The organism is Bradyrhizobium sp. SSBR45G (assembly GCF_030159255.1).
Lineage (GTDB): Bacteria > Pseudomonadota > Alphaproteobacteria > Rhizobiales > Xanthobacteraceae > Bradyrhizobium.
On sequence record NZ_BSCT01000013.1, the window covers coordinates 132,162 to 157,055 of the forward strand.

Sequence of the window (24,894 nt, forward strand, 5' to 3'; positions counted from 1 at the left end):
GCGTTAGGTGGCTGAAGAATCCGCCGCAGACCGAACTTTGATATAAGATATTGATTTCAAGTGAAATTCACCCATTTTTCCATTCTGAGATCGCGACGCATCACAGCTTATCACACGCTTGTGATGCCATCTACGAAACAGAATCGAGGTTTCCTACGTTACTTGACGCGAGACGATGAACCGGAAACAGCCCGGCTCACACGAATCAGCGAAGGACGGAAGGCGGTAGGAGGCCTCCATGAACCACTCGATTTACAGCGCGGATCGGACGACCCACCTCAAGATCGTGGTGGTGGCGCTCGTGGCTGGCATCGCAGTGGCCGGCCTCGGCATCTCGGCGCGTCTCAACGCCGAGCCGAACTACACGCAGACGGCCAAGGTCATCAAGGCCGGCAAGCCGGTGGTGGTGACGAGCTCGGAGGCGCCGCTGGTGCGCTGACAGGATTTCCCGGAATTCACGCGGTTCTCACAGCCCCCCAACTGGCCGCGTGGATATGTAGTAGACCCAACCCCAAGTCGACTACCGAAAACGCCCGCTCCCCACGGGCGTTTTCTTTTTTGCCGTTCAGCTCAGCGCGACGGCGGCACGGTCTCGATCAGCTTGCCGGTAAACACGATCGGCCCCGTCGCCGCGCCAGTCGGCGACCCGCCCTCCGGCTCGACGGTGACGGCGTAGGTGGCGCGGCTGACGACGTCGGGATCGTAAGAGGACAGAACCGGGCGGCTGGTGAAATCGCTGCCGCCGATCACGCCGAGCGAGCGCGGCTTCTGCAGCTTGTCCGACACGATCCACAGCTCGAAGCTCTTGCCCGGCTCCGGCGCGGCGCCGACCCGGCGCACGGTGTAGCTCCGGGTCGCGGAGTCGACGGTGAGGATGAAGGCGGGCGACGCCGCATCCTTCTGCAACAGGGCAACGAACTGGGCCGCCGGCTCCGGCGCGGCCGGGACCTTGACCTCGACGGTCTGAACCCGCGGCTTCGGCTGCAACCGCTGCGGCAGCAGATCCGGCCGGTAGAGCTGGACCCCGACCAGCGCGAGCAGCGCGGCGGCGACCGCGGTCATCGCATTGGCGACGGTCCGCCATTGCCGCACCTTGGACGAGAGCTGCACCACGCTGGCATTGTCGTTCGCACCCGCAGGGACCGCCGACGAGGGACGCCGCGGCGCCATCACCGGCGGTGCTTCAGCCACAGCTTCGGGCCTGGACATCTCGACCGGTGGAGCTCCGGTCTCCGCAAGCCCGGCCCGGGATGCTGCGAGCCTGGGCGGCTCGACCTTGGGGGATGGGACATCGGGGGATTCGACATCGGGAGTTTCAACGTCGGGAGTTTCGACGTCGGGCGCCGTGCGCGTGGACGGCTCCTCCTGCAGCGCTTCGGCGACGACGGGGACCTCGGGTGCCGGCGGCTCGGACGGCACAGCGACCACCGGAGCGACAGCCGCGGTCTCCGCTGCGCGGGGCACTTCAGTCCCCGGCTGCGACTGCGTGATCGCGGCCTTGATCCGCTCCCACAGCTCCGGGCGCGGCTCGACCAGGCCGACCATCTGATTGAGCGGCCCGAGCCGGAATTCCCACGCCTGGACCAGCGCCGCGAAATCCTTGTCGACGGCCATCATGGTCTCGACCTGCGCCCGTTCGGCCGCGTCGAGCGTACCGAGCGCATATTCCGCCGCGAGCGCGATATGGTCTTCGCTATACGCCATCCAACGTCCAGGTCACGTCACCGACACCAATCTTCGCTTCGTCTGCAGTCCGACCGGCCCTCATCCGATCCCGAGGCATTGGCGGATGTCCATCATGCTCCGCCGCAGCCAAGTCTTCACCGTATTCACCGGCGCCTCGAACTTGGTCGCCAATTGCTCGCGGCTCCAGCCGTTATAATAGGCAAGAAGCACGAGCTTCTGGCGGTCGGGCTCGAGCCGGCCGACGCATTCCAAAAGACGCTTGAGCTCCTCCGACATCTCGCGCCGCGCCAGCGGATCCGGCGTTTCAGCCGCCACCTCGAGCGCGGAGGGCTCGTCCTCCAAAGACAGTTCGCCGCGCTTGCGCACCAGATCGATGGCGCGGTTGCGGGCGATGGCGGCCATCCAGGTGATGGGCGAGGACACCGCGGGATCGAACTGCGCCGCGTTGTTCCAGACCTTCACATAGGTCTCCTGCACGACCTCCTCGGCGAGGTCCTGTCGATGCAAGATACGGAGCACGACGCCATAGAGTTTCGCGCGCGTCGCGGTGTAGAGGCGCTCGAACGCGGCCTCGTCCCCCTTGGCGACCGCGGCAAGCAGCCAGACCAGCTCTGCCGGCGTCAGCATTCAGCGTCCCCGAAAATCGCCCCACTCCCTCGTTCGAACCTGCCCTCCCGTAGCACACATCGCGCGCCGGGCTCCACCCGGGGCGGGCGCGACGAAAAACCCGGACCTCGCGGCCCGGGTTTCTCGATAAGCTCCGGCCGTGGCGGCCGGCTCAGGCGATGACGCCGAGCCGGGCGCGCATCAGGCCGATACTGTCCATGTCGGCCTGCTCGCGGGCGCTCTCCTCGGCCTTTTCGCGGGCCTGGTCACGCTCGTCGAGCAGCTCGACCTTCTTCATCTCCTCGAACGCCTCGGACAGCGCGGCCTTGGCGTCCTCGAGCTGCCCGCGCAGCTCGTCGGCCGAGCGCGTCAGGTTTTCCCGGCGCTGGATCGCGGCCTTGGCATAGGTCGGATAGGCAAAATGGGTCGGGTCGTTGATGCCGGCCCGCTCCTGTTCGGTCTGGATTTCCCGCTCGAGCTCGGCCGACATGCGCTGGAAATCAGCGATCATGCCCTCGATCTGCGTCACCCTGCGGCGTTTCTCATCCACCTGAAACTTCTTCAGGCGGATCAGCGTTTCGCGCGACTTCATCGACTCATACTCCCCAGAAGTCCCGTATACGGCGCGGGACAGGGCCGGCCGCCCTTCCTGGGCCCGCCGACTAGGCTCGTTACATGGGGGGGATGATTACCCGACAAAGTTAGCTTTCCGTTTCCAAGCGTCCAAGGATCTGTTCCAGCTCCCGATACCCTTGGGGCAGGCCGCAGACCTCATCCTTGCGCTGCCGCAGGAAGGCCTCCAGCGGCTCGTGCAGCCGGATCGCCTCGTCGACCTCCGGGCTGGAGCCAGCCCGATAGGCGCCGAGCCGGATCAATTCCTCCATGTCGGCATAGGTCGCCATCACCTGGCGCGCCCGCATGATGGTCGGCAGGAACACCGGGTCGGCCGATTTCGGCATCGTCCGCGACACCGATTTGAGGATGTTGATCGCCGGATAGCGGCCGCGTTCAGCGATCGAACGCTGCATGACCACGTGGCCGTCGAGAATGCCGCGCACCGCATCCGCCACCGGCTCATTATGATCGTCGCCGTCGACCAGCACCGTGAAGATCCCGGTGATAGTGCCGTCGCTGCTGCCGGGCCCGGCGCGCTCGAGCAGTTTCGGCAGCTCGGTGAACACGGTCGGCGTGTAGCCTTTCGCGGTCGGCGGCTCGCCCGCCGACAGCCCGATCTCACGCTGCGCCATCGCAAAGCGCGTCACCGAGTCCATCAGGCAGAGAACATCCTTACCCTCGTCGCGAAAATACTCCGAGATTGCGAGCGTCAGATACGCCGCCTGCCGGCGCATCAGCGCCGGCTCGTCGGAGGTCGCGACGACGACGACGGAACGCGCGAGACCCTCTTCGCCGAGATCGTCCTGCAGGAACTCCTGGACTTCGCGGCCGCGTTCGCCGATCAGCCCGATCACCGAGACGTCGGCATCGACGTTGCGCGCCAGCATCGACAGCAGCACCGATTTGCCGACGCCGGAGCCCGCGAAGATGCCGAGGCGCTGGCCGCGGCAGCACGTCAGAAACGTGTTCAATGCGCGCACGCCGAGATCGAGCGGGAGGCCGACGCGCCTGCGCGAATGCGCCGGCGGCGGGCTGTTGCGATACGGAACCGGCGACGCGCCGTTCGGCAGCGGCCCCTTGCCGTCGATCGGCTCGCCCATCGCGTTGACGACGCGGCCGAGCCAGGCCGGCGACGGCCGCACCTGGTTGGCCGAGTTGGCGATCACGGCGCGACAGCCGCGGCGCACGCCCTCCAGCCCTGCGAACGGCATCACCACGGCGTTCTTGCCGGAGAAGCCGATCACCTCGGCCGGAATGACATTGCTGCCGGTCTCGATCACCAGGCGCGCGCCGACCGACATCGCGTGGATCGGCCCGGCGATCTCCACCATGAGCCCCTTCACGCCGACGACGCGGCCATAGGTGTTCACCGCGTCGATGTCGCTGATCTGGTCGGCAAGCGCTTTCATCACAGACTGGCCTTCATCACCAAACGGCCTTCATTGCGAAAACCTTAAGTAGGAGCAGATTCGCAGGCGCGGTTTAACTCTGTGTTTACTCGCATCATTAATCATTGCGTCATGGTCTGGAGTGACTGACGGAAGCGCTTTGCCGCCCTCGAAAAGCGGTGAGGAACGAGAGTCGGTTAGTTCCATCTCTTAACATGGAGCTTGAACGAGGACGGCTGGGAAAAACTGCTTCATCGCAACACCTTACGGCGATTCGACAAAAATTGCACGGATAGAGCTTGCAGAGGTGAATCAGGATTTGTTAACCATCTCTCGTCAGGATCCGAATCAGTTGTTCAAAGGCGTTTTGAGTGCCGCCGTGGCGGCCGACCTGACGCCCGGAGCGGCGACTATGGGGAACTGGCATGCGCGTTTTGCTGATTGAGGATGACAGCGCCGTCGCGCAGTCGATCGAGCTGATGTTGAAGTCCGAGAGCTTCAACGTCTACACGACTGACCTCGGCGAGGAAGGCGTCGACCTCGGCAAGTTGTACGACTACGACATCATCCTTCTCGACCTCAATCTGCCTGACATGTCCGGTTACGACGTGCTCAAGCAGCTGCGTGTCTCGAAGATCAAGACTCCCATTCTCATTCTGTCCGGCCTCGCCGGCATCGAGGATAAGGTCAAGGGTCTCGGCTTCGGCGCCGACGACTATATGACAAAACCCTTCCACAAGGACGAGCTGATCGCCCGCATTCATGCGATCGTCCGCCGTTCCAAGGGCCACGCCCAATCGGTCATCCAGACCGGCGACCTCGTCGTCAATTTGGACACCAAGACGGTGGAAGTCGGCGGCCAGCGCGTGCATCTGACCGGCAAGGAATACCAGATGCTGGAGCTGCTGTCGCTCCGCAAGGGCACCACGCTCACCAAGGAAATGTTCCTCAACCATCTCTATGGCGGGATGGATGAGCCCGAGCTGAAGATCATCGACGTCTTCATCTGCAAGCTGCGCAAGAAGCTCGCCAACGCCTCCGAAGGCCGCAACTTCATCGAGACCGTGTGGGGCCGCGGCTACGTGCTGCGCGAGCCGCACGACATGGACGAACGCATCCCCGCCTGATCTCGTTTCACTGGGTCCACCGGCAGGCCTCACGGCTTGCTCCTCCCAGACTGGGCCCCGCCGCAAATGGCGGGGTTTTTGTTTGTGGGGGTGGCTGTGGAGTCGAGGGCCTGCCCTGGTCGGATCGGCGTTTGACACGAGATCTCGCGACGCAACCACTGCGCTCCCCTCCCCCTTGCGGGGAGGGGTCGGGGGTGGGGGTCCCAGCAAATGGTCTTCATGTAGGCCACCCCACCGAGCCGAACCAAACAGCAATCTCACCGCTCGCGACGGCCAATGCCCCAAACTCAGCTCGGAGCAAGGAACCCCCACCCCCGCCCCCTCCCCGCAAGGGGGAGGGGAGCTCACCGCCATCGCCGCACCCACCCGCCTCAAACTGACAAACACTCCCTCGCCTGCCACCAGGCGAACACAGGTGCGCCTCGCGCTTGAGCGCAATCGCCGCCATCAAGCTCTCCAACAATCCTCAAGAATCCTGCGTCGCATACCTTCGCGATCTCGCGGCGCCCAGCGCCCGAGCTATGTGCCATTCTCACCGCCCTCTTCCAAACTAAGGGCGCAGGGAACGCCGGGCGCTGGCCGCGCCCGTGGCCCGCCTGCGGAAAAAAATGCAGGCGGCAGGTACCACAGGTCTGGCCGAAAACGCCCGGCCCTCCCTGCGCGATGGCTTTACGACTTATACGCGATCTCCCTGGGGACCGGCTGTCTTGCCCCCATCACCCGCAGGCTGCTCATCAGCAACGCCCACAGGCTTGACCTCAGCACCGGGAGGCCAGGACCACGCGACTTCATCGTGCGCCGGAATCGTTCGTCCGCACGGCGAACCATGCTGCGACCCCAAGCGCCCATCGCATCCCGCACCCGACGTCCGTGACGACCGCGAAGCATCCCCTCGTTGGGGCGGGACGGGGCGGAGTAGAGCATGATTTCTGGGAAAGCGAAAGCGAAATTTTCGAGAAGCCGAAACTATGACTTTCGAGGCGTTTGAACGGCTGTCGTCGAGACGGGCGTTCCACTTCGGACCGTGGCTCTGTCGGACACTCCCTTTCAGGACCAGCGATCGGCAATGCGCGGCTTCGCGCAAGTCAAGAACGCGGGCACAGCGATGTGCGAGCCGCACTATGACGCACTATGAACGAATCGAACGCCTGATCCGCCATTTTTCAGACTGGTCGGTCGGGCCGAGAGGCCGCCCCCCTGGAAAATGCGCTCAGTCCCGCTAATATCGTCTGCAAGGAGCCGCACATGACCAAACTGCTCGATCAGGCGCTCGCGGCCGTTCGCCGCCTGCCGGCCGAGACGCAAGACGAAATCGCGCGCGCAATGCTGACGCTGGCCGGCGATGAGGGCGAGCCGGAGGAGATTGCCCCCGCGCATCTGCCGGACGTGCTGGAGAGCCTTGCGCAGGCCAAGCGCCGCCTGTTCGCGACAGACACCGAGATCGAGGCCGCGTTCCGCCGCTTCGATCCATGAAACTTCGCTTCACGCCGCGCGCGGTCGAGAGCATCGCGGCGATCGCCGACTACATCCGCCTTCACAACCCAGCCGCCGCGCAGCGTGTTCGAGCCGCGATCTACGCGAGTCTTCAGGATATCGTTCTGTTTCCTAACGTCGGTCGCCCGCAACGGACCAAAGGGGTCCGAAAGTTCGTGACGCCCAGATACAGCTATCTCATTTATTACACCGTTGACGATGCAGCGAACGAGATCGTGATCCTGAGCGTCAGGCATCCGGCCCAGGAGCGCGAGCATGACGATGCTTGAGGTGACGGATGATCGAATGCATCATCCCCCCCGATTGGCGAGCAAACCGGTGCTGGCATTGAGATTGTTTTTTCGTAGCCTCGGCGGCATATCCAAGAGCCCTGTGGCCGTCCCCAGCCATTTCAACGACCGCGTCGCACACTTGGCGCTGATCTGCGCCGTGGTGCTCGGCACCATCTGCGAAGCGATTGCACAGAGTTCGAACCCAAACGCCATGCAGGGATTCGTGCAGAACCGCGATCAGCCGATCCAGATCGAGGCTGATGCGCTCGAGGTGCGGGACAAGACCAAGCAGGCCACCTTCTCCGGCAATGTGAAGGTCGTCCAACGCGACACGACGATGACGTCGAAGAGCATCGACGTCTTCTACACGGCCGCTGCACAGTCCTCGTCCAGCGCAAACGATGCGGCCAAATCAGGTCCGCCGCTGCAATCGGCCTCGCCCGGCCCGAGCGGCAGCTCCGCGATCAAGCCCCTGGAGGCACGCGGCAATGTCGTCGTGACGCAGAAGGATCAGGTCGTCACCGGCCAGAGCGCGGTGTTCGACACCAAGACGAATCTGATCACCATGCTCAGCGGCGTCGTGCTGACCCAGTGCCGGAACGTGCTGCGCGGCGATCGCCTTCTGGTCGACATGACGACGGGCGTTTCGCGGGTCGAGGCCAACGGCAAGGTGACGGCGTCGGTCAATCAGTCGGCAGGAGGAGGTTGTGGAACGCCATCGGCCACGCCGGACGCGGCGCCGAAGCCGAAGAAATGACGCGAAAAGTCGGAACGTGCATTGACGTGAATATATCCCAGTTCATCCACTTTCACATCTTTCGCATAGGTCATGCGACCGACTGACCTGGGAAAGCGAGGCGCGACCATGACTCACTCGACCGCCGAAAATCCGCCCGTCGCCGACACGCCGACGACGACGAGCAAGCCGCTCCCGGCCTTCGCCGGCGGCGCGGTGATCGGCGCCCTTGGCGGGCTGATCGGGCTGGGCGGCGCCGAATTCCGGCTGCCGCTGCTGATCGGCCCATTCCGCTTCAAGGCGCTGCAGGCGGTCATCCTGAACAAGGCGATGAGCCTGATCGTCGTCGCCACCGCGCTGCCGTTTCGCGCCGCGACGGTGCCGTTCGGCACCATCGCGTCCCATTGGCCCGTCATCGTCAACCTGCTGGCCGGCAGCCTCGCGGGCGCCCGGCTCGGCGCCGGCTGGGCGACGCGCCTGAGCTCGCGCAATCTCTATCGTGTCCTCGCGGTGCTGCTCGTCCTGATCGCCGGCGCCCTGATGTTCGGGCACGGATCGGCCGACCACGCGGCCTTGCTGGCCGGCCCCGCGCAGGTCGTCGCCGGCGTGGTCGTGGGCTTCGGCATCGGCATCGTCGCCGCGCTGATGGGCGTGGCCGGTGGCGAGCTGCTGATCCCGACGCTGGTGCTGCTGTTCGGCGCCGACATCAAGCTCGCCGGCAGCCTGTCGCTCGCGGTCAGCCTGCCGACGATGATCGTCGGCTTCACCCGCTACAGCCAGTCCAGCGCCTTCTCCGTCGTCGCCGACAACAAGACGTTCGTGCTGGTGATGGCGCTCGGCTCGATCCTTGGCACCTTCATCGGCGGTCGCCTGCTCGGCATCGTCCCCGATCAGGTGCTGCTGCCGATCCTGGCCGTGATCCTGCTGGTGTCGTCGGTGAAGGTGTGGCGGCACGAGTGAGGAACGGTGCGCCGTCGCGGCTCGGGGCGAAAAGAGCTCCTTCTGCATGATTGACCGCAGAGATCGCTTCAATCAGGATGACGAGGATTCCCTCCAATTTCTTACGACGACGCCTTAAGTCGGCCGTCAAGGGACACCAAGACCGCTCTCGCCGAAGCGGACCTCGGCGGCCTCACCACTGTCCCTTCGCAAAGCTGACCACCTTTCGTGGACTCTCGGTGGGCGCGGCGGAACATTCCGGACAGACGCCAGTTCGCCCAGGTTCCCGGCACGCGTCCAGCCCAACACGCTTTGTTGTCAGAGGGTCCCACTGATGTCACCGTCCGATCCCGTCCGGAGTGCTCACGATGGCCGTCAACGAAGGTTGCTCATTGTGCTGGCGTTGGGATTTGTTGCGTTTGGCGCCGCTGCGGCCGGCCTCTTCTACGTCTTGCAGCCCGAGACTCTCCGGATCGCCGTTGGACCGGCAGGGAGCGACGACGCCCAAGTGGTCCAGGCGATGGCCGACGCCTTCAGCGAGGACAGCAGGACCGTCAGGCTCTCCCCGCTCACGACCGGGGGAGCCGCTGAATCGCTCGCCCTGCTGTCTGCCGGCAAAGCGGAGCTGGCGATCGGCCGCGGCGACCTTGGCATGCCGCCCGACGCGCAAACATTGGCCATTCTGCGAAAGAACTACGTCGTCCTGTGGTCGCCCTCCGGGCGACGCAACAACGAGCCCAAGAAGAAAGCCGGCGGCACGATCGGAGAGGTCGCGCAACTGACGGGCCACAAGGTCGGCATCATCGGGAGGACCGGAGCAAACGTCGCCGTTCTCCGGACCATTCTGGAGGGCTCCGGCGTGCCGCCCGACAAGGTGACCACGGTTCAATTCGGGACGGACGAGATCGAAAAGCTTGCGCAGGACCCGACCCTGGATGCGTATCTCGCCGTCGGTCCGCTCGACAGCAAGATCACGGCGGACGCCATCGCCGCGACGGCCCGGGCGCGCGGCGCTCCCACCTTTCTTCCGATCGATGCATCGGAGGCCATTGCTCTGAAGCACGCGCGCTACGAGGCCGAGGAAATTCCGGCCAGCGTCTTTAACGCGCAACCGGCCTGGCCGGAGGACAAGGTCGACACGATCAGCGTCAACCACCTGATCCTGGCCAGGAAGGAACTGTCCGAAGCCAAGGCGGCAGCTTTCTATCGGCAGCTGTTCGCGGTCCGCGACACGATCACGCAAGGCGTCGCCGGCGCGTCCCACATCATGAAGCCCGACACGGAGAAGGAGACCGAACCCTCCGTGCATCGGGGCGCCGCGGCGGTGATCAATGGCACGGAGCGAACCTTCCTGGACAAGTACAGCGACTACTTCTGGTTCGCCCTGCTTCTGCTTTCCGGCATCGGTTCGGCCGCCGCCTGGCTGCGTCGCTTTCTGAACCGGGACGAACCGGACGACGACAACAGCTGTCGCAACCGCATTCTCGCCGCCGTGTCGGAGGTGCGCAATGCCGGGTCGGAAGACGATCTGCTGACACGGCAGCGCGAAGTCGACGCGATCATCGGCGAGACCCTCAAAGCCTACGACGATGGAGCCATCGAACAAGAGGATCTGGCCGCATTCGGTCTGGTCCTCGAGCTATTCCATCATGCCATCGCCGAAAGGCGAGCGACGCTGCAGAGCGGCCCCGCCGATCCAACATGGACGACGGGCCCAACCCTCGCCTCGCGGCGCTAGCTGCGCCCGGCTCGTGCGATCTCATCGGCTCTAAGACCAAACGGCTGGTTATGACCCGCAGCGGACTCTCGCATCGACTACTAGTCGGCTTCAACGTACCGGATGATGCTCTGATTTTGGACGTTCGCAACTAATTCATCGGCGCGGGACAAAAGCCGGCAGACCAAAGGTGATGAATTTGCCCGGTTGTAGCCGAGAGCGAGATCGACCGTTGGCGGGTAGCCCTCAAGCGCTCTGGCGACAACGTTCGGCGCTAGCATATTTTGAGCATAGAGCGGAACAAGAGTCACTCCACCCGTGGATGCGACCAGCGACATGGCCGACGATATGTTCTCGCCTTCGTACTTTGCCTTGAGCACGATCCCAACTTTCGAGGCATAATCCTGAATCACTGCGTGCAATATTGGAGACGTTCTCGCAGAGCTGACATAGACTTCACGGACAAGATCCTGGGGGCGAATCCTTTTCCGCGAGGCCAGACGATGGTCTGCCGGCAGCACCACGATCAAAGGCTCCTTCGCCAACAACTTGAAGGTCACGCCTACGTTCTGCTTCTCGGGGCGTAGAAAAGCTATGTCCAGCTTTCCGCGCGCTAATGCAAGGGCAAGTTCTGGCGAGGACTTACTGGTCAGAGTGACTTCGATCTCGGACTCTTCCTCGCGGAGGATACGCAACAAATGCGGGAGCCACATCACCTCCAGCCCAACCATGAAACCCATAGAAAGTGCAGGCTTCTGCGGTTGTGCGATCCGCCGCGCACCATTTGTCGCCGCTTCAACTTGCGACAGGGCCAGCCGCGCGTGATCGAGAAAAACTCTTCCGGCATCGGTAAGGACGACGCCACGCGTCTGGCGCTCCAGCAACTGCACGCCAACTTCGGATTCCAAATCACGAATCTGCCGGCTCAGGGAAGGCTGTGAAGTGTTGAGGCGCCGCTGGGCAGCGGTCAAAAAGCTACCTTCCTCCGCAACTGCAACGAAATATCGCAAATGCCGAAGTTCCATTCGCCCTCAATATGCTTCGAAAGCATAGATCGCAGCTTACAGGGTATTTGTCGGCAGCGGAAGCAAGAATTACCTTCGCAGTGGCAACGCATCGGCGGACAGGTGCTGCCAAGGTACAGGCTCGCCGGGGCCTCGACTCTCAAGCTCCCCCGAACCTGAGTAACGCATCGCTCAATGGATCAATTGATTGGCGTCTTTTGAAAATGTCTGACAACAAGGATGGAGCGTCTCGATGCCCACAATTACTACTAACGATCATGTCAACATCTACTACAAAGATTGGGGATCAGGTCAGCCGATCGTCTTCAGCCACGGTTGGCCGCTGACAGCGGACGACTGGGATGCCCAAATGACCTTCTTCCTTCATCACGGGTATCGGGTGATCGCCCACGACCGTCGCGGCCACGGCCGATCCGACCAGCCCAGCACCGGCAACGATATGGACCAGTGGGTTGCCGATCTTGCGGCCCTGACTGAACATCTCAACCTGCGCGACGCGATCCACATCGGCCACTCCACGGGTGGCGGCGAGGTGGCTCGCTATGTCGCTCGTCACCAGGAGCGCGTTGCGAAGGCAGTGCTGGTCGCTTCACTGACGCCGAACATGTACCGGAGCGAGGACAACCCGTCAGGTCAACCGCCGGAGTGGTTCGAAGCGATCCGAGCAGGCGTGTTGGGCAACCGGTCGGAGTTCTACCGTTTCGTTCCTGAGAATCCGTTCTACGGATACAACCTTGATGGGGCCAAGCCTTCGGAGGCCATCATTGCGAACTGGTGGCGCCAAGGGATGGCTGGCGGTGCTCTCGCCCACTACGCGACTGTCGACTCTTGGCTCGAAAATTATACCGAAGACCTCACCAAGATCACCGTGCCAGTGCTTGTGATGCATGGCGAGGCCGATCAAGTCGTCCCGTTCGCAAGTTCCGTGCCGCGTGCGGTCGACCTGCTGAAGAACGGGTTTCTTAAGACTTATCCCGGGTATCCCCATGGCATGCTCACCACGCATGCGGATGTCCTCAATCCCGACCTGCTCGCGTTCATCAGGTCTTGACGACAGATCTCCTTGAATGTCGCCTCCCCGCACAAAGGATAGGCCGTTTGCAAGACGGCCTCTCCGTCCAGTTCGAGAGACGGCAGCCGCTGTTGGGGAAGAACCGGACCAACTGCGGTGACGCTGCATGACACGATCAGTTCGCCCGCCGCCCCGCGCGGTTTGCTGGATAGCGACGGACGGCCTGTTGAGCCCGTTTCACGTCTGCTGAGGACCGGATCGATCGTGTGATCAGCTTGGGGCATAAGAAACGAGATCATGATGCGATCCCTCGGACTCGCATCATGACCTCAGGGCCTCGTGTGCGGCGACGGACCACCGCGGGGGCGGCGCTCAGCGCCCCTTCTTGGTCGCGCTCTTCTTGGCTCGCTTGGCGGTCTTGGTCGCGGTCTTCTTCGCCGGACGCTTCGCCGCGGTCTTCCCCGCCTTGGCTTTTGCCTTCTTCGCTGAGGCGGTGCGCTTGCTCGGAGTTTTCGAAGCCTTCTTGGCGACCTTCTTCTTGGTCGTCTTCTTGCGGCCGGCCGTAGTCTTTGCTGCAGCGGCGGTTTTCTTCGGAGCCTTCTTGGCAGGCTTGGTCGACGGCCTCCCAGGCTTCGTCGTCGCTGCCGGAGGCTTCGCCGGCTTGGTGGAGCTGGTGGGCTTTGCGGGCTTCGTCGGCGCCGGTGGTGTTCCGGCCGACACGTTCCCTCCCGCCGCCGATAGCCAGAACCGCAGCTCCGGCGACTTCTCCTCGTCGCCCTTGATGTAGCGGTCCTGCCAGCTGTCGTCTGATTGCAGCGGCTTGCCGAAGATTTCGGGGTGCTGCTTCAGCAGGAAGCGCCAGGCGTAGTGGTCGTAGAGATCGAGGACGTGGCAGGCATAGGCTTCCGCGAGGGCGCGATGGCCGCGGATGATCAGCATGTTCTCATCGTTGTTGTGCGAGGCGCGGAAGCCGAGATTGTGCGAGCCTGTCACGACGACGCAGTCGTCGCTGAACGGGTCGATCACCACGATCTTGTTGTGGATGATGGCGAAGCCGTATTTGGCGAGCTCCTTCTCCCATTTGCCGAAGGCGTCCTGCACCGCGCCGGCCGGCACGCCGCGGAAATCGATGCTGCCTTTGTCGCCCGCCTTCTTCGGCGTGCCGGACTCGCCGACCACCTTCACCTCCGGCGCGGCGTCGTCGGCACCCTCCTCCGCCGGGCCTTCCGAATGCCCGCCGGCATGCAACGATTTCGAGAACTCGGTCGCCCGCACCGGGCTGGTCAGCGCGCCGCGCACGAACAGGTCCGGCTTCTTCGCCAGCAGCTCGCCGGCCTTGTTGAGGATCGAGTTGTTGCCGGGATCGAAGGCGAGGAACAGCACGGCGTGCTTGGCCCCGTCCATCAGCTCGAACACGCGGCCCATGTCGTTGGGCGTCTTCGGAGCCTTGCCGAGCTTGCCGGGCGTGTTCGGCGAGAACATCGGCTCGATGGTGACGCCGTTGGCGAGCTTGACCGGCTTTTGAATCGAACTGGCATTGTTGGCGCGGGCGAAATCGCGCAGCGTCTTCGACTGCAGCTTCGCCTTGTCGCCATCGGCGGCATCGGCGTCGGCCTTCAGCGCGTTCCAGTACGACAGATAGCGCTCGGCCAGCTCGGGACTCTCGACCACCAGAGCGTTGTTGGTCTGCGTGCACAGGCCGGTCGAGGTCCAGTTGGTCGAACCGGACAGCACAGCCGTGGGCTTGCCGTTCTCGGTGAGCACCATGAACTTGTTGTGCGGGATCGAACCCTTGCCGAGGATGCGGTCGATCACGGTGACGCCGGCGGCCTTCAGATTGGCGCGGTTCTCGGCGTCGGCATCGTCCGAATCCTGCCCCTGCTCGTTGCCGAGGATGACGGTGCGGCTCTGCGGGTTCTGATGCAGCTGCGGCTCGAGGCCGTTGGGATCGTTGAGCTCATAGAGCGCGGCATGGATGGTGCCGCCGCCATCGTCGGCGCGCTTCAGCAGCGAGGTCAGGCCGTCCTGCAGCTGGCCCATCAGGCGGATGCGGATCGGATCCTTGGGATCGAGAATGTGCGGCGCCAGCGCAGGCACGCTAGGCTTGTCATTGAGCGCGTGGGTCAGCGCCTGGGTCGCGGTGATGCCGCGGTTGAAATAGACGTGGAACGGCGGCCGCTCCGGCGTCAGCGTGACCTGATTGCTTTCCAGCGGCGCGACGCCGGCGAGCGGCGTCAGCGGCTGGCCGGGCGTGCCGCCCATCGGCACGATGCGATATTTGTAGGTGCCGCCGCGCTTGGCCTTGAGGTCCTTCCACCAGAATTTCTGCACCGGCGCCTGGTCGGTGTTGAGGCCGTCGGCGGTCTGCCCGGCAAAGCGCGCCAGCGCCGGCAGCACCGTGTCGGAGTTGTCAGCGACGTCGATGCGGTGAATGGCGAAGCCAAGACAGCCGTCGAGGCGGCGATCGAAGGTCCAGGCGACGACGGCAATATCATTGTTGGAAAATGCAAGCGCGGGCATGGCGGCACTCCTTGTGTCACAAGGAATATGTCGCGCAGTTGTAACAAGGGTTCGACACATCTGGAACAGGAAATGGCTGGGCGGAGGTCGCAAGGGGGATGGTGCGGTGCGGGATGAGGCGGTGGTGCGACTGACGCGATGCTCACCCTCCCCTGGAGGGAGCCGGGGTGGGGTGACAGACCATCCGCGAACGCGATGCCCGGTGAGCCGATGCTGCAGACGTGCGCGATCTATCTGATGGATCGTGCGCGTGGCTTCACCCCACCCCGACGCGCGCTACGCACGCGTCGACCCTCCCCCTACAGAGGAGGGTGGGCACCTTTCTCCACCTCGTCATTGCGAGGAGCGAAGCGACGAAGCAATCCAGAGTCCCGCGACGACTCTGGATTGCTTCGCTTCGCTCGCAATGACGGAGGAAAGAGCGTGCCCTATGCCAGGGATAGAGCGTGCGTCAGGCCACGGCGCCCGGCTTGCCGCACGTGACGTAGCGGCCGTCGCCTTTCGCGCCGACCAGCTGGCCGTCGCGCACGACGAACTTGCCGCGCAGCATGGTGGCCACCGGCCAGCCCGTGATCTCGATACCCTCATAGGGCGTGTAGTCGGAGCCGTGGTGCAGGCCGGCCTGGCTAATGGTTGCCGTCTTGGTCGGATCCCACAGCGCGATGTCGGCGTCGTAGCCGATCGCGATCGAGCCCTTGCCCTTCAGCCCGTAGGTCTTGGCGTGGTTGGTCGCGGTGAAGGCGACGAACTGGTTCAGCGTGATACGGCCCTTGCTCACGCCCTCCGAGAACAGGATCGGCAGCCGGGTCTCGACGCCGGGGATGCCGTTCGGCACCCAGCGGAAGCTGGTGCGGCCCTTCGGCGTCAGCTTGCCGGCCTCGTCGTCATAGCGGAACGGGCAGTGATCCGACGAAAACAGCGAGAACACGCCCTGTTGCAGGCCTTCCCAGCACGCCTCCTGGCTCGCGTGATCGCGCGGCGGCGGCGAGCAGACATATTTGGCGCCTTCCATGTTGAGGCCCTGCATGTCCTCCTCGGTGAGCACGAGGTATTGCGGGCAGGTCTCACCATGGATCTTCAAGCCGCGCGCCTGCCCACGGCGGATCTCCTCCATCGCCTCGCGGTTGGAGACGTGGACGATCACGATCGGCACATCGATCAGCTCGGCCAGCGAGATCGCGCGATGGGTGGCCTCGCGCTCGACCGGGATCGGGCGCGACTTGCCGTGATAGTAAGGCGCGATGTTTCCGGCGCGCTCCAGGCGGTCGGTGAGGAAGCGGATGGCGTCGTAGTTCTCGGCGTGGATCTGCACCAGCGCGCCCTGCTCGCGCGCGACCTGCAGCACGCCGAGGATCTCGTAATCGTTCAGCGCCAGACCCTCATAGGTCATGAAGATCTTCAGCGACGAATAGCCGTCGGCGACCAGCGCCGGCAGCTCCTGGCCGAGCACGGCATCCGTGGGATCGGCGATGATGAGGTGGAAGGAATGGTCGACGTAGCAGGCCTGGTCGGCCAGCGCGTGATAATCCTTCAGCGCCGCACGCAGCGGCTGGCCCTTTTCCTGAAGGCAATACGGCATCACGAAGGTGTTGCCGCCGAACGCCGCGGCGCGAGTCGCGCTCTCGAAATCGTCGGCCATGACGATGCCGGGGCCGGAGGGCTGCGAGATGTGGACATGGCTGTCGATGCCGCCGGGCAGCACCAGCAGGCCGCTCGCGTCGACGATCTCGTCGGCATCGGTGAGGGCCTCGCCGATCGCGACGATGCGGCCGTCCTTGATGGCGACATCGGCCAGATAGGTGTCGCTCGCGGTGGCAACGGTGCCGTTGCGGATGACGGTGTCGAATGCAGCCATGTGACGCGCGCTCCCGATCTTATGCAGTCAAGCTCAAGCGAATTGATGAAACAGCGATCCCCACTCGCTGACGCCCCGAGTGTCGACGCCCGCCAATTTCAGCGACTTCCATACCACGGTGGCGATGGTGTCGAGAATCGGAATGCCCGTCTCCAGCTCGAGGCGCGCCACCAGCGGAGCCGCCCGCATGTTGGTGCAGACCACCGCAATCGCATCCGGCTTCTCGCGCGCGACCTCGCGGATCATGGTCTCGATCTCTGAAGGCGTCACCTCCGCGAAGGAGAAATTGTCCTGCAAATTGAGGTGGCGGTCGCCGCGGCAGGCGATGCCGAGCTTGGCGTAATTGGCGATGATGCGCGCCTGGACGTCGTCGCGGTAGGGCGTGACGAGGCCGAGCGTGGTGGCCTGCGCGGTCGCCAGGATCTCGTTCAGCGCCAGCATCGAGGTGGTCGCGGGAATACCGGTCGCCGCCGTGATCTGCTCGCACAGTCTGACGTCCGCCTCGAAGCCGAGCCAGCCGGAGGAGGTCCCGTTCCAGCCGATCACGTCGACCTTGGCATGCGCCAGCAGCTCGGCCGCGCGCAGGATGTTTGACGTGTCGAACTGCGCCAGCGCGTCGGTGGACAGCGCGATCTCGGTGACCTTGAAGCGCGAGAAATGCGCCGACACGTTCGGCAGGCCGGCGACCATCGCCGAGGTGATGGGCTCCAGCGCCGTGTTCGACGACGGCGTCAGCATGCCGAGAAGGGTGCGTTTGGTCATTGGTGATTGAGTCCTCTTCGCACGGCCAGAGCCGGCGTGACTAACGGCATTTCCACAGCAGCAGCAGCGGGCGAGCCGCGCATTGATGCGCCCTCTCCCCTTGCGGGAGAGGGCATGCTTGCTCGTGCAGCAGACTCGGTTGGGTGAGGGGTCTGCCTCGACAAATGAGATCGCGGAGAAAGACCCCTCACCCGGTTTCTCACGTCGTGAGAAACCACCCTCTCCCGCAAGGGGAGAGGGTGCACCGCCGTCGTCGAGACAGCATGCGCCGCCAACGGACCCGCGCTTCGGCTCGACCATGCTTGTCCATTGCGAAGCTCTTCAAGATCAAGCAAGCCGCGCCTCATGCCGAAGCCCTCTCCTGCTCCGCCCGCTCCCCGCGCAGCAGCGCCAGGATATGCCGCTTCAGTGCGTTGAACTGCGGTGAGGTGATATCCCGCGGCCGCGGCAGGTCGATCGGGATGATCTCGACGATCCGCCCCGGGCGCGCGCTCATGACGGCGACATGCGTGCCCAGCGTCAGCGCCTCGTCGATGCCATGGGTGACGAACACGATCGTGCCCTGGTGCTGCTGCCAGATCCTGACGAGTTCGGTCTGCATGTCCATGCGGGTCTGCTCGTCGAGCGCGCCGAACGGCTCGTCCATCAGAATCACTTGAGGGTTCATCAGCAGCGCTCGCGCAATGCCGACGCGCTGGTTCATGCCGCCGGACAGCTCCGACGGATAATGGTTCTCGAAGCCGGTGAGACCGACCATGTCGATATAGACCTGCGCCCGCGCGCGGCGCTCGGCCTTCTGGCCGCCGCCGAGCAGAAGGTGAAATGCGACATTCTCCCACACCGGCAGCCACGGCATCAGATTGGCGTGCTGGAACACGACGCCGCGATCGGCCCCGGGCGCGGTGACCGGCCGGCCATCGACGGTGACGTGGCCTGCGCTCGGCTGCTCGAAGCCTGCGATCATGTTGAGAAGCGTCGACTTGCCGCAGCCGGAGGGGCCGAGCAGGCAGACGAACTCGTTGCGTGCGATCGACAGGTTGATGTCGGCGAGCGCGGTGACATCGGCGTTGCGCTTCCTGTCGGTGAAGATTTTTGAGACGACGGTGATGTCGATGGTCGCCATGCTCACTCTCCGCCGCGCAGGGTGGTGTTGCGCTGCCAGTGCAGCACGCGGGCCATCACGGTGCGGATGGCGAGGTCGCTGCAGAAGCCGAGCAGGCCGATGCTCGCCATTGCCGCCAGCACCAGATCGTAGCGCAGGAAGTAGTAGCTGTCCCACAGCACGTAACCGAGCCCGCTCTTCACCGCGACCATCTCGGCGGTGACGGTGAGCATCCAGGCCGAGCCGATGCCGATGCGCAGCCCCGCGAAGATGCTCGGCATCGCCGCGGGCACGACGATGTAGCGCAACAGCTTGCGCTCGCTGCCGCCGACCATGGCGCCGGCGCGAATGAGATTGCGGTCGCAGGTCTTCACGCCGTGGATGGTGTTGAGCAGGATCGGGAAGAACGCGCCGAGAAACACCAGGAAGATCGCCGGCTTGTTGGCGATGCCGAACCAGATGATGGCGAGCGGGATCCACGACACCGGCGGGATCGGCCGCAGCATCTGCAGGGTCGGCTCGATCACGACCTCGATCTTGCGCGACCAGCCGATGGCGACGCCGAGGCCAACGCCTGATACGGTCGCGATGGCGAAGCCCGCGGCGACGCGCGACAGGCTCGCCAGCATGTCGGCGAGCCAATGGCCGCTGTAGGTCTGGGTGTTGCCGTCGGTGCCGACCAGCCAGTCCGCCCACGCCCACAGCACCGTCGACGGCGCCGGCAGCAACGCCGCCGGCAGCGCGCCGGAGCGCGAGAACGCCTCCCAGCCGGCGAGCACGAGCGCCGGGACAATATAGCGGTCGAGCTTGCGCAACTGGGCGAGCGCGATCATCTCAGTAGCCGAGCTCGGTCTTCGGCTTGCCGGTGGCGGCTTCCAGGAAGCGATAGTCGAGGTTCTTCTCGACCGCGGCCGTCACGTCCGAATTGATGTATTTGAGGTCGCGCATCATCGACGCGATGGCGAGCGCCGAGGCCCGGTACATCTTCGGATCGGGATCGAGGTTCTCGACCGCGCCCGTCGCGATCGCCTTGTCGAGGCCGGTGACCTTGGAGATGACCTCGATCAGCGCCGGTTTGTCGGCCGCGATATGGGCATCGACCGCGACCACCGCGCGCACCACGCCCTCGAGCGCCTTCGGGTTCGACACGATCACGTCGGAGCGGGTGAGGATCAGATTGGTCAGCTTGCCGGCAGCCTGGTCATAGGGGAAGCCGAAGAACTTTGCCGCCTTGGCCTGCATGATCTGGGTCGCGAACGGCTCGACGGAGCAGATCAGCTCGACCTCGCCGCGGCGCAGCGCCTGCAGATGGTCGGACGGATTGGGGATGTTGATGAACTGAACGTCCTTGTTGATGTCGATGCCCTGCTTGGCGAAGGCGCCGCGCATGTGGATGTCCTGGGCATTGCCGCGCGAGGCGGCGACGCGGAACGGCTTGCCATCGGCCTTGTACTTGGCAATGACGGCTTTCAGCGCGCCCCAGTCGCCCGGCGCGATCTCGAGATCATTGGCGAGCAGGATCGCAGAGCCGCCATTGACCTGGCCGGAGATGGCGACGACGTCGAAGCCCTTATCGAGCGCGATCGCGTAATGCAGGTAGGTGACCTGGGCGACGTCGATGTTCTTCGACACCAGCGCCGTCAGCGCGTCGGTGCCGGTGTTGAAGCCGACCGCGTCGATCTCGACGCCCTTGGCGAATTGCGGCGTCAGCGACATCGGCGTGCAATGCGCGCATTTGGCGTAGCCGAGTTTGATCTTCGGGGCGTCCTCGGCGAAGCTTGGCGCGGCCAGCGCGAGCATGAGCAGGGCAAGAGCGGGGAGCAGAATGCGTTTCACGTCCATCTCCAGGGCAGGTCGATCATGGGCTCTGTCCTCCCTTCAGCAAGTCACGTGCCATTTGGATGCGATATGCAATGTTGATTTTATATAATAAAATCAATATAGTATCTTATCCAGATCGGACGATTTGCCTGATCCGCGGGCGCGCCGCCCGAATCTGAGGCATATCCCAGCGGAGCCGCAGCTTCTGTCATGACCACCCCGGCACCCCGGCCCAGACTGAAGACGCGCTTCAAGCCGGCGCGGCTGAAGCTGTCGTCCGACCAGTCCACGCGGCCGCTGGCGCGGCTATCGCTGCACGATCAGCTGGTCGCCAAGGTGCGCGAGATGATCGTCGACGGCGAGCTCGCAGCCGGCGCCCCCCTGCCCGAGCGCATGCTGTGCGAGACCTTCGGCGTATCTCGCACGCCGCTGCGCGAGGCCTTCAAGATCCTCGCCGCCGAAGGCCTGATCGAGCTGCGCCCGCACCGCACGCCGGTCGTGACGCCGATCGACATCAGCGAGATCGCGGAGATCTTCGACGTGATGGTGTCGCTCGATGCCGCCGCCGGCCGCGCCGCGGCCGCGCGCGCCACGGCCGACGACATCGCCAGGCTCGACGTCATGCATGCCGAGCTGGTGGCGCTGCACGGCGCCGCCGAGCGTGGCGCCTATTTCCGGCTCAACCAGCAGATCCATACCGAGATCACGACGCTCGCCGGCAACGGCGTGCTGCTCAACATCTGGAGCACCCTGCACGCCAGCGTGTTTCGTGCCCGGGCGGTCGCGAACTACGACGCCAGCCGCTGGGACGAATCGCTCCGGGAGCACGAGGCCTTCATGGCTCTGCTGCGTGCCCGGGATGCACAGGGCTTCGCGCAGGCGCTCTCCGAACACACCCGCAAGACCGGCGACTCCGTGCTGCGGATGCTGGATCAGACGCAACTGAATCAGCCCACCGGCGCATAGACTTTTTTCACGTCGAACCGGTCATGCTGGCGCCGCGACACATGAAAGCTCCACGCGTCGGGCCCCAACATGATCCTGCAATCGCTCGCCGGCCTGCCGGCCTTTCTGGTGTATTTCTGCACCGCGCTGGTCGCGGTGACGGCCTACCTTTTCATCTATACGCGCGTCACGCCGTACAATGAATTTCAGCTGATCCGAGACAATCATCCGTCGGCCGCGATCTCGCTGGGGCTGAGCCTGCTCGGCTTCACCCTGCCGCTGGTCAGCGCCATCGCCCATTCAGCGAACGTGCTGGACTGCCTGATCTGGGCGCTGGTCGCGCTGATCGTCCAGGTGATCGTCTATTTCCTCGTCCGCATCCCCGTGCCGGATCTCGCCAACCGCATTGTCGCCGGCGAATTGGCCTCGGCCATCTGGCTCGGGCTCGCCTCGCTCTCGGCCGGCGCGCTCAACGCCGCCTCGATGATCTACTGACCATGGCCGAGAAACGCATCGACTTCGGCAAGCGCAGGCCGCTGCCCCCGCCGCCGCCGACACCGCCGGTGAAGCGGTCGGGCCACGTCGCCCTGCTGTTGATGGGCACGCTCGCGGTGGGCGGCACGGCCTATGCGCTGATGCCGCGCCAGCAGAGCTGCCCGCAACCAAATGCGGACACGCCTGCGATGGCCGGACCGGCTCAGGCCACCGAGTGCACGACGCACCGGTCGAGCAGCAGCAGTGGCGGCAGTGGCAGCGGATCCGGCCGTTGGGGTTTCTCCAGCAGCGACAGCGATTCCAGAAGCAGCGGCACGAGTCATGTCGCCGACGCGTCGTCCGCCCACGTCTCGCGCGGCGGCTTTGGCGGCTTCGGGCATGGCTTCGGCTTCGGCGGCGGCTGATTTCCGACGCGGAGCCGCCGCGAAAACACCGCCTTTGTGTTGTTTGTTCGGATTCGGATCTTTGACACAGACTCATAATCATAACAAACTGGCCTGCCGACTGATCGGGAATGATCCGATGAAGCGTTCGCGCCGTGTGGTGCTGACGATGATGGGGACTGCAGCGATCGCTGCGGTCTCACCTGGATTTGCAGATCCTGGATTTGCAAGTCCGGCAGATGCAAGGACGGCACTTCCAAACAAGAGAGCGTGCGGACCGGGTCTCGCCCCCGTGGTCGGACCGCGCGGGAAAGTTCGTTGCCGCGCCATTCATGGCGGCTTCGGCCATGGCGTGCACCGTTTCCACGGGCACGGCATGCACGGCCACGCCGGCGGCTAGCGGATGCAGCGTATCCCCTGCCCCGAGCGCGACGACTGGCGGCAGACGGCGGCACAATGCGGCTTCGATTTTTGCGAAGTCGACGGCGAACGCTATTGGGATGAGCGCGCCTACTACGCATTCTCGATCGCCGAGATCGAGCTCGGCATCGAGGAGCCGACCGGCGAGATCGAGCAGATGTGCCTCGCGCTCGTGGCGCGCGTCGTCGATGACGACGCGCTGCTGCGCCGGTTGAAAATCCCCGAAGCCTTCTGGCCGTTGCTGGCGGAGAGCTGGAAGCGCAGGGACGGCAGTCTCTACGGCCGGCTCGATCTCAGCTATCAGGGCGGCCGTACGCCCGCGAAGCTGCTCGAATACAACGCCGACACGCCGACCTCGATCTTCGAGGCCGCCGTCTTCCAATGGACCTGGCTCGAGCAGGCGATCGAGCGCCGTATCCTCCCAGGCCGCGCCGACCAGTACAACTCGATTCACGAGCGGCTGATCGCGCGCTGGCGCGCGCTCGGCCAGCAACGCCCGGTGCATCTGGCGGGACTCACCGCCGAAGCCGAGGATGCCGCGACCTTGAGCTATCTCGCCGACACCGCGGCCCAGGCGGGATTGTCGACAGCCCTGCTCGACATCTCCGACATCGGCTGGCGCGAGACCGGCGGCTTCGTCGATCTCGACGACAACGACATCGCGCTCGCCTTCAAGCTCTATCCCTGGGAGTGGATGTTCCACGATGCCTTCGGCGTGCGGCTCGCGGGGGCGCCGACGCAGTGGGTCGAGCCGCCGTGGAAGGCGATCCTCTCCAACAAGGGCATCCTCCCCCTGCTGTGGCAGATGTACGAAGGCCATCCCAACCTGCTGCCGGCCTATTTCGAGGACGATCCGAAGGCCGCCAGCCTCGGCCCCAGCTTCGTGCGCAAGCCGATCTACTCGCGCGAGGGCGCCAATGTCAGCCTGGTTGCAGACGGGGTCGCACTCTCCACACAGGATGGGCCCTATGGCGCGGAAGGCTTCATCCGCCAAGCCTTGGCGCCGCTGCCGGAGTTCAGCGGCCTGTTTCCGGTCATCGGCAGCTGGCTGGTCGACCATGCGCCATGCGGTCTGTCGATCCGCGAGGATGCCAGTCCGATCACGGGTAACCGCTCGCGCTTCCTGCCGCACGCGATCCTCTAGGCCGTTCACGCGCCCGATCGAAAACGCCTCGACACTCCGCCGCAGATGATTAGATAGAATGAGGGAACGGACCTCCTGGGCGCAGCAGCAGCCAGGCACGACCGGATGTGAGGCATGGCGACCGACAATTCTCAGCTCGACGGACTGCGCATCCTGGTCGCCGAGGACGAGGGCCTGATCGCGCTCGAGCTCGAGACCGTGCTGCAGGGGTTCGGCTGCGAGGTCATCGGCCCGGTGTCGCGCGTTGCCGATGTGCTGCGCGAGGCCGAGCGCGGCGGCCTCGATGGCGCGCTGCTCGACGTCAACCTGCGCGGCGAGCAGATCTTCGCGATCCTGCCGCAGCTGATCGCGCTCGGACTGAAGATCGTCATCACCTCCGGATACGACGACGCGACGTTGTTCCCGCCGGACTTCCGCAACCTGCCGCGCCTCGCCAAGCCGTTCGACGAGCGGGCGCTGCGCGCGATGTGCGAGGCGACGTTCACCCGTCCGCGGCGCGATTGAGTTGGGCATTCCGACCGGCAGACATGAACCGGGAGTACGAACGTGCCGACCGCTGAATGTCCGACCGCAGCGGCCTGAGCGGTCGCCGGATTCAGGCGGCGCATCGAGCGAATTCAACTTATAGTCGATTATTCCGCAGAAGGCGTTCATATTAGGTGATCATTGCTCGATTTCTTATTGCAATTGCAGCAGCGCCGTCCGTTTGAAGTCTTGCCCGGTCCAAACTCACGTCATCGTCTCGTTGCACCTCGCCTGTGGCGCCTGATGCGAACCGCCGAGGCGACGCAGCCCGTAGAGCACGGCTGATCGGAAGCGTGGATCCCCGG

Annotated in this window: 24 protein-coding genes; 13 read left to right on the forward strand and 11 right to left on the reverse strand. The window is 64.4% G+C overall.

Going from position 1 to position 24,894, the window contains the following annotated elements; genetic code table 11:
* The first annotated feature begins 238 nt into the window (after positions 1–238).
* A complete protein-coding gene (locus QQL87_RS17435) occupies positions 239–439 on the forward strand; it encodes a hypothetical protein (protein ID WP_284420170.1) in 201 nt (66 codons plus the stop codon).
* A 131-nt stretch (positions 440–570) separates the two neighbouring features.
* Here QQL87_RS17435 and QQL87_RS17440 read toward each other — a convergent pair whose 3' ends face one another.
* The 4 genes from QQL87_RS17440 to fliI all read right to left on the reverse strand — a co-directional run bounded on the left by QQL87_RS17440 (position 571) and on the right by fliI (position 4,316).
* Positions 571–1,704, reverse strand: a complete 1,134-nt coding sequence (locus tag QQL87_RS17440) for an anti-sigma factor (RefSeq protein ID WP_284420171.1) — start codon at positions 1,702–1,704, stop codon at positions 571–573.
* 60 nt (positions 1,705–1,764) lie between these two features.
* Entirely contained in the window at positions 1,765–2,313 is a 549-nt protein-coding gene (locus QQL87_RS17445; RefSeq protein ID WP_284420172.1) for a sigma-70 family RNA polymerase sigma factor, read from the reverse strand.
* A gap of 151 nt (positions 2,314–2,464) precedes the next feature.
* Positions 2,465–2,884 carry a flagellar export protein FliJ gene (fliJ, locus tag QQL87_RS17450; protein ID WP_284420173.1) on the reverse strand — a complete coding sequence of 140 codons (420 nt, stop codon included), beginning with the start codon at positions 2,882–2,884 and terminating at the stop codon, positions 2,465–2,467.
* Positions 2,885–2,993: 109 nt separating this feature from the next.
* Positions 2,994–4,316 (reverse strand): flagellar protein export ATPase FliI, encoded by a 1,323-nt coding sequence (gene fliI / locus QQL87_RS17455; protein WP_284420174.1) that lies wholly within the window; start codon positions 4,314–4,316, stop codon positions 2,994–2,996.
* Positions 4,317–4,720: 404 nt separating this feature from the next.
* On the opposite strand from fliI, the gene ctrA reads away from it, so the two are divergent.
* The 6 genes from ctrA to QQL87_RS17485 all read left to right on the forward strand — a co-directional run bounded on the left by ctrA (position 4,721) and on the right by QQL87_RS17485 (position 10,601).
* Complete coding sequence (gene ctrA / locus QQL87_RS17460; protein ID WP_012046382.1) at positions 4,721–5,422, forward strand: response regulator transcription factor CtrA; 702 nt, start codon at positions 4,721–4,723, stop codon at positions 5,420–5,422.
* A gap of 1,245 nt (positions 5,423–6,667) precedes the next feature.
* Positions 6,668–6,895: a hypothetical protein gene (locus tag QQL87_RS17465; RefSeq protein ID WP_284420175.1), complete on the forward strand. Its 228-nt coding sequence runs from the start codon at positions 6,668–6,670 to the stop codon at positions 6,893–6,895.
* Positions 6,892–7,185 (forward strand): type II toxin-antitoxin system RelE/ParE family toxin, encoded by a 294-nt coding sequence (locus QQL87_RS17470; RefSeq protein ID WP_284420176.1) that lies wholly within the window; start codon positions 6,892–6,894, stop codon positions 7,183–7,185. The genes QQL87_RS17465 and QQL87_RS17470 overlap by 4 nt, the downstream gene beginning before the upstream one ends.
* Before the next feature lie 103 nt (positions 7,186–7,288).
* Positions 7,289–7,945 carry an LptA/OstA family protein gene (locus tag QQL87_RS17475; protein ID WP_502871184.1) on the forward strand — a complete coding sequence of 219 codons (657 nt, stop codon included), beginning with the start codon at positions 7,289–7,291 and terminating at the stop codon, positions 7,943–7,945.
* A 108-nt stretch (positions 7,946–8,053) separates the two neighbouring features.
* Positions 8,054–8,884, forward strand: coding sequence for a sulfite exporter TauE/SafE family protein (locus QQL87_RS17480; RefSeq protein WP_284420177.1), 831 nt, complete (start codon positions 8,054–8,056; stop codon positions 8,882–8,884).
* Positions 8,885–9,197: 313 nt separating this feature from the next.
* Positions 9,198–10,601 carry an ABC transporter substrate-binding protein gene (locus QQL87_RS17485; RefSeq protein ID WP_284420178.1) on the forward strand — a complete coding sequence of 468 codons (1,404 nt, stop codon included), beginning with the start codon at positions 9,198–9,200 and terminating at the stop codon, positions 10,599–10,601.
* 80 nt (positions 10,602–10,681) lie between these two features.
* Here the strand turns inward: QQL87_RS17485 and QQL87_RS17490 are convergent, their stop codons facing one another.
* On the reverse strand, positions 10,682–11,605 hold the full coding sequence (locus QQL87_RS17490; protein WP_284420179.1) for a LysR family transcriptional regulator: 924 nt from the start codon (positions 11,603–11,605) through the stop codon (positions 10,682–10,684).
* 232 nt (positions 11,606–11,837) lie between these two features.
* Here QQL87_RS17490 and QQL87_RS17495 point away from each other — a divergent pair, with 232 nt between their 5' ends.
* On the forward strand, positions 11,838–12,656 hold the full coding sequence (locus tag QQL87_RS17495) for an alpha/beta fold hydrolase (RefSeq protein ID WP_284420181.1): 819 nt from the start codon (positions 11,838–11,840) through the stop codon (positions 12,654–12,656).
* Between the two features lie 333 nt (positions 12,657–12,989).
* On the opposite strand, the gene QQL87_RS17500 is transcribed toward QQL87_RS17495, so the two are convergent.
* From QQL87_RS17500 to QQL87_RS17525, 6 genes are all read right to left on the reverse strand, one after another.
* Entirely contained in the window at positions 12,990–15,137 is a 2,148-nt protein-coding gene (locus QQL87_RS17500) for a phospholipase D-like domain-containing protein (protein ID WP_284420182.1), read from the reverse strand.
* 451 nt (positions 15,138–15,588) lie between these two features.
* On the reverse strand, positions 15,589–16,992 hold the full coding sequence (hydA, locus tag QQL87_RS17505; RefSeq protein WP_284420183.1) for a dihydropyrimidinase: 1,404 nt from the start codon (positions 16,990–16,992) through the stop codon (positions 15,589–15,591).
* Between the two features lie 33 nt (positions 16,993–17,025).
* Complete coding sequence (locus QQL87_RS17510; RefSeq protein WP_284420185.1) at positions 17,026–17,754, reverse strand: maleate cis-trans isomerase family protein; 729 nt, start codon at positions 17,752–17,754, stop codon at positions 17,026–17,028.
* 343 nt (positions 17,755–18,097) lie between these two features.
* A complete protein-coding gene (locus tag QQL87_RS17515; protein ID WP_284420186.1) occupies positions 18,098–18,877 on the reverse strand; it encodes an ABC transporter ATP-binding protein in 780 nt (259 codons plus the stop codon).
* A gap of 2 nt (positions 18,878–18,879) precedes the next feature.
* Positions 18,880–19,689, reverse strand: a complete 810-nt coding sequence (locus QQL87_RS17520; RefSeq protein ID WP_284420189.1) for an ABC transporter permease — start codon at positions 19,687–19,689, stop codon at positions 18,880–18,882.
* A gap of 1 nt (position 19,690) precedes the next feature.
* Positions 19,691–20,698, reverse strand: coding sequence for an ABC transporter substrate-binding protein (locus QQL87_RS17525; protein ID WP_284420190.1), 1,008 nt, complete (start codon positions 20,696–20,698; stop codon positions 19,691–19,693).
* A gap of 189 nt (positions 20,699–20,887) precedes the next feature.
* On the opposite strand from QQL87_RS17525, the gene QQL87_RS17530 reads away from it, so the two are divergent.
* The 5 genes from QQL87_RS17530 to QQL87_RS17550 all read left to right on the forward strand — a co-directional run bounded on the left by QQL87_RS17530 (position 20,888) and on the right by QQL87_RS17550 (position 24,568).
* Positions 20,888–21,643: a GntR family transcriptional regulator gene (locus QQL87_RS17530; protein ID WP_284420191.1), complete on the forward strand. Its 756-nt coding sequence runs from the start codon at positions 20,888–20,890 to the stop codon at positions 21,641–21,643.
* Positions 21,644–21,712: 69 nt separating this feature from the next.
* Positions 21,713–22,117: a DUF350 domain-containing protein gene (locus QQL87_RS17535; RefSeq protein WP_284420192.1), complete on the forward strand. Its 405-nt coding sequence runs from the start codon at positions 21,713–21,715 to the stop codon at positions 22,115–22,117.
* A 2-nt stretch (positions 22,118–22,119) separates the two neighbouring features.
* A complete protein-coding gene (locus tag QQL87_RS17540) occupies positions 22,120–22,521 on the forward strand; it encodes a hypothetical protein (protein WP_284420193.1) in 402 nt (133 codons plus the stop codon).
* A gap of 382 nt (positions 22,522–22,903) precedes the next feature.
* Complete coding sequence (locus QQL87_RS17545) at positions 22,904–24,064, forward strand: glutathionylspermidine synthase family protein (RefSeq protein WP_284420194.1); 1,161 nt, start codon at positions 22,904–22,906, stop codon at positions 24,062–24,064.
* A gap of 114 nt (positions 24,065–24,178) precedes the next feature.
* Positions 24,179–24,568: a response regulator gene (locus QQL87_RS17550; protein WP_284420196.1), complete on the forward strand. Its 390-nt coding sequence runs from the start codon at positions 24,179–24,181 to the stop codon at positions 24,566–24,568.
* Positions 24,569–24,894 lie beyond the last annotated feature (326 nt).

Bases quoted from the DNA above. Each gene is read 5' to 3' on its own strand.
- QQL87_RS17435 (WP_284420170.1), top strand. From the start codon at position 239: ATGAACCACTCGATTTACAGCGCGGATCGGACGACCCACCTCAAGATC.
- QQL87_RS17550 (WP_284420196.1), top strand. From the start codon at position 24,179: ATGGCGACCGACAATTCTCAGCTCGACGGACTGCGCATCCTGGTCGCC.
- hydA (WP_284420183.1), bottom strand. From the start codon at position 16,992: ATGGCTGCATTCGACACCGTCATCCGCAACGGCACCGTTGCCACCGCG.
- fliJ (WP_284420173.1), bottom strand. From the start codon at position 2,884: ATGAAGTCGCGCGAAACGCTGATCCGCCTGAAGAAGTTTCAGGTGGAT.
- QQL87_RS17525 (WP_284420190.1), bottom strand. From the start codon at position 20,698: ATGGACGTGAAACGCATTCTGCTCCCCGCTCTTGCCCTGCTCATGCTC.
- QQL87_RS17530 (WP_284420191.1), top strand. From the start codon at position 20,888: ATGACCACCCCGGCACCCCGGCCCAGACTGAAGACGCGCTTCAAGCCG.
- QQL87_RS17485 (WP_284420178.1), top strand. From the start codon at position 9,198: ATGTCACCGTCCGATCCCGTCCGGAGTGCTCACGATGGCCGTCAACGA.
- QQL87_RS17480 (WP_284420177.1), top strand. From the start codon at position 8,054: ATGACTCACTCGACCGCCGAAAATCCGCCCGTCGCCGACACGCCGACG.
- QQL87_RS17540 (WP_284420193.1), top strand. From the start codon at position 22,120: ATGGCCGAGAAACGCATCGACTTCGGCAAGCGCAGGCCGCTGCCCCCG.
- QQL87_RS17520 (WP_284420189.1), bottom strand. From the start codon at position 19,689: ATGATCGCGCTCGCCCAGTTGCGCAAGCTCGACCGCTATATTGTCCCG.
- QQL87_RS17470 (WP_284420176.1), top strand. From the start codon at position 6,892: ATGAAACTTCGCTTCACGCCGCGCGCGGTCGAGAGCATCGCGGCGATC.
- QQL87_RS17490 (WP_284420179.1), bottom strand. From the start codon at position 11,605: ATGGAACTTCGGCATTTGCGATATTTCGTTGCAGTTGCGGAGGAAGGT.
- QQL87_RS17445 (WP_284420172.1), bottom strand. From the start codon at position 2,313: ATGCTGACGCCGGCAGAGCTGGTCTGGCTGCTTGCCGCGGTCGCCAAG.
- QQL87_RS17465 (WP_284420175.1), top strand. From the start codon at position 6,668: ATGACCAAACTGCTCGATCAGGCGCTCGCGGCCGTTCGCCGCCTGCCG.
- QQL87_RS17495 (WP_284420181.1), top strand. From the start codon at position 11,838: ATGCCCACAATTACTACTAACGATCATGTCAACATCTACTACAAAGAT.
- QQL87_RS17535 (WP_284420192.1), top strand. From the start codon at position 21,713: ATGATCCTGCAATCGCTCGCCGGCCTGCCGGCCTTTCTGGTGTATTTC.
- QQL87_RS17500 (WP_284420182.1), bottom strand. From the start codon at position 15,137: ATGCCCGCGCTTGCATTTTCCAACAATGATATTGCCGTCGTCGCCTGG.
- QQL87_RS17440 (WP_284420171.1), bottom strand. From the start codon at position 1,704: ATGGCGTATAGCGAAGACCATATCGCGCTCGCGGCGGAATATGCGCTC.
- QQL87_RS17510 (WP_284420185.1), bottom strand. From the start codon at position 17,754: ATGACCAAACGCACCCTTCTCGGCATGCTGACGCCGTCGTCGAACACG.
- fliI (WP_284420174.1), bottom strand. From the start codon at position 4,316: ATGAAAGCGCTTGCCGACCAGATCAGCGACATCGACGCGGTGAACACC.
- QQL87_RS17515 (WP_284420186.1), bottom strand. From the start codon at position 18,877: ATGGCGACCATCGACATCACCGTCGTCTCAAAAATCTTCACCGACAGG.
- ctrA (WP_012046382.1), top strand. From the start codon at position 4,721: ATGCGCGTTTTGCTGATTGAGGATGACAGCGCCGTCGCGCAGTCGATC.
- QQL87_RS17545 (WP_284420194.1), top strand. From the start codon at position 22,904: ATGCAGCGTATCCCCTGCCCCGAGCGCGACGACTGGCGGCAGACGGCG.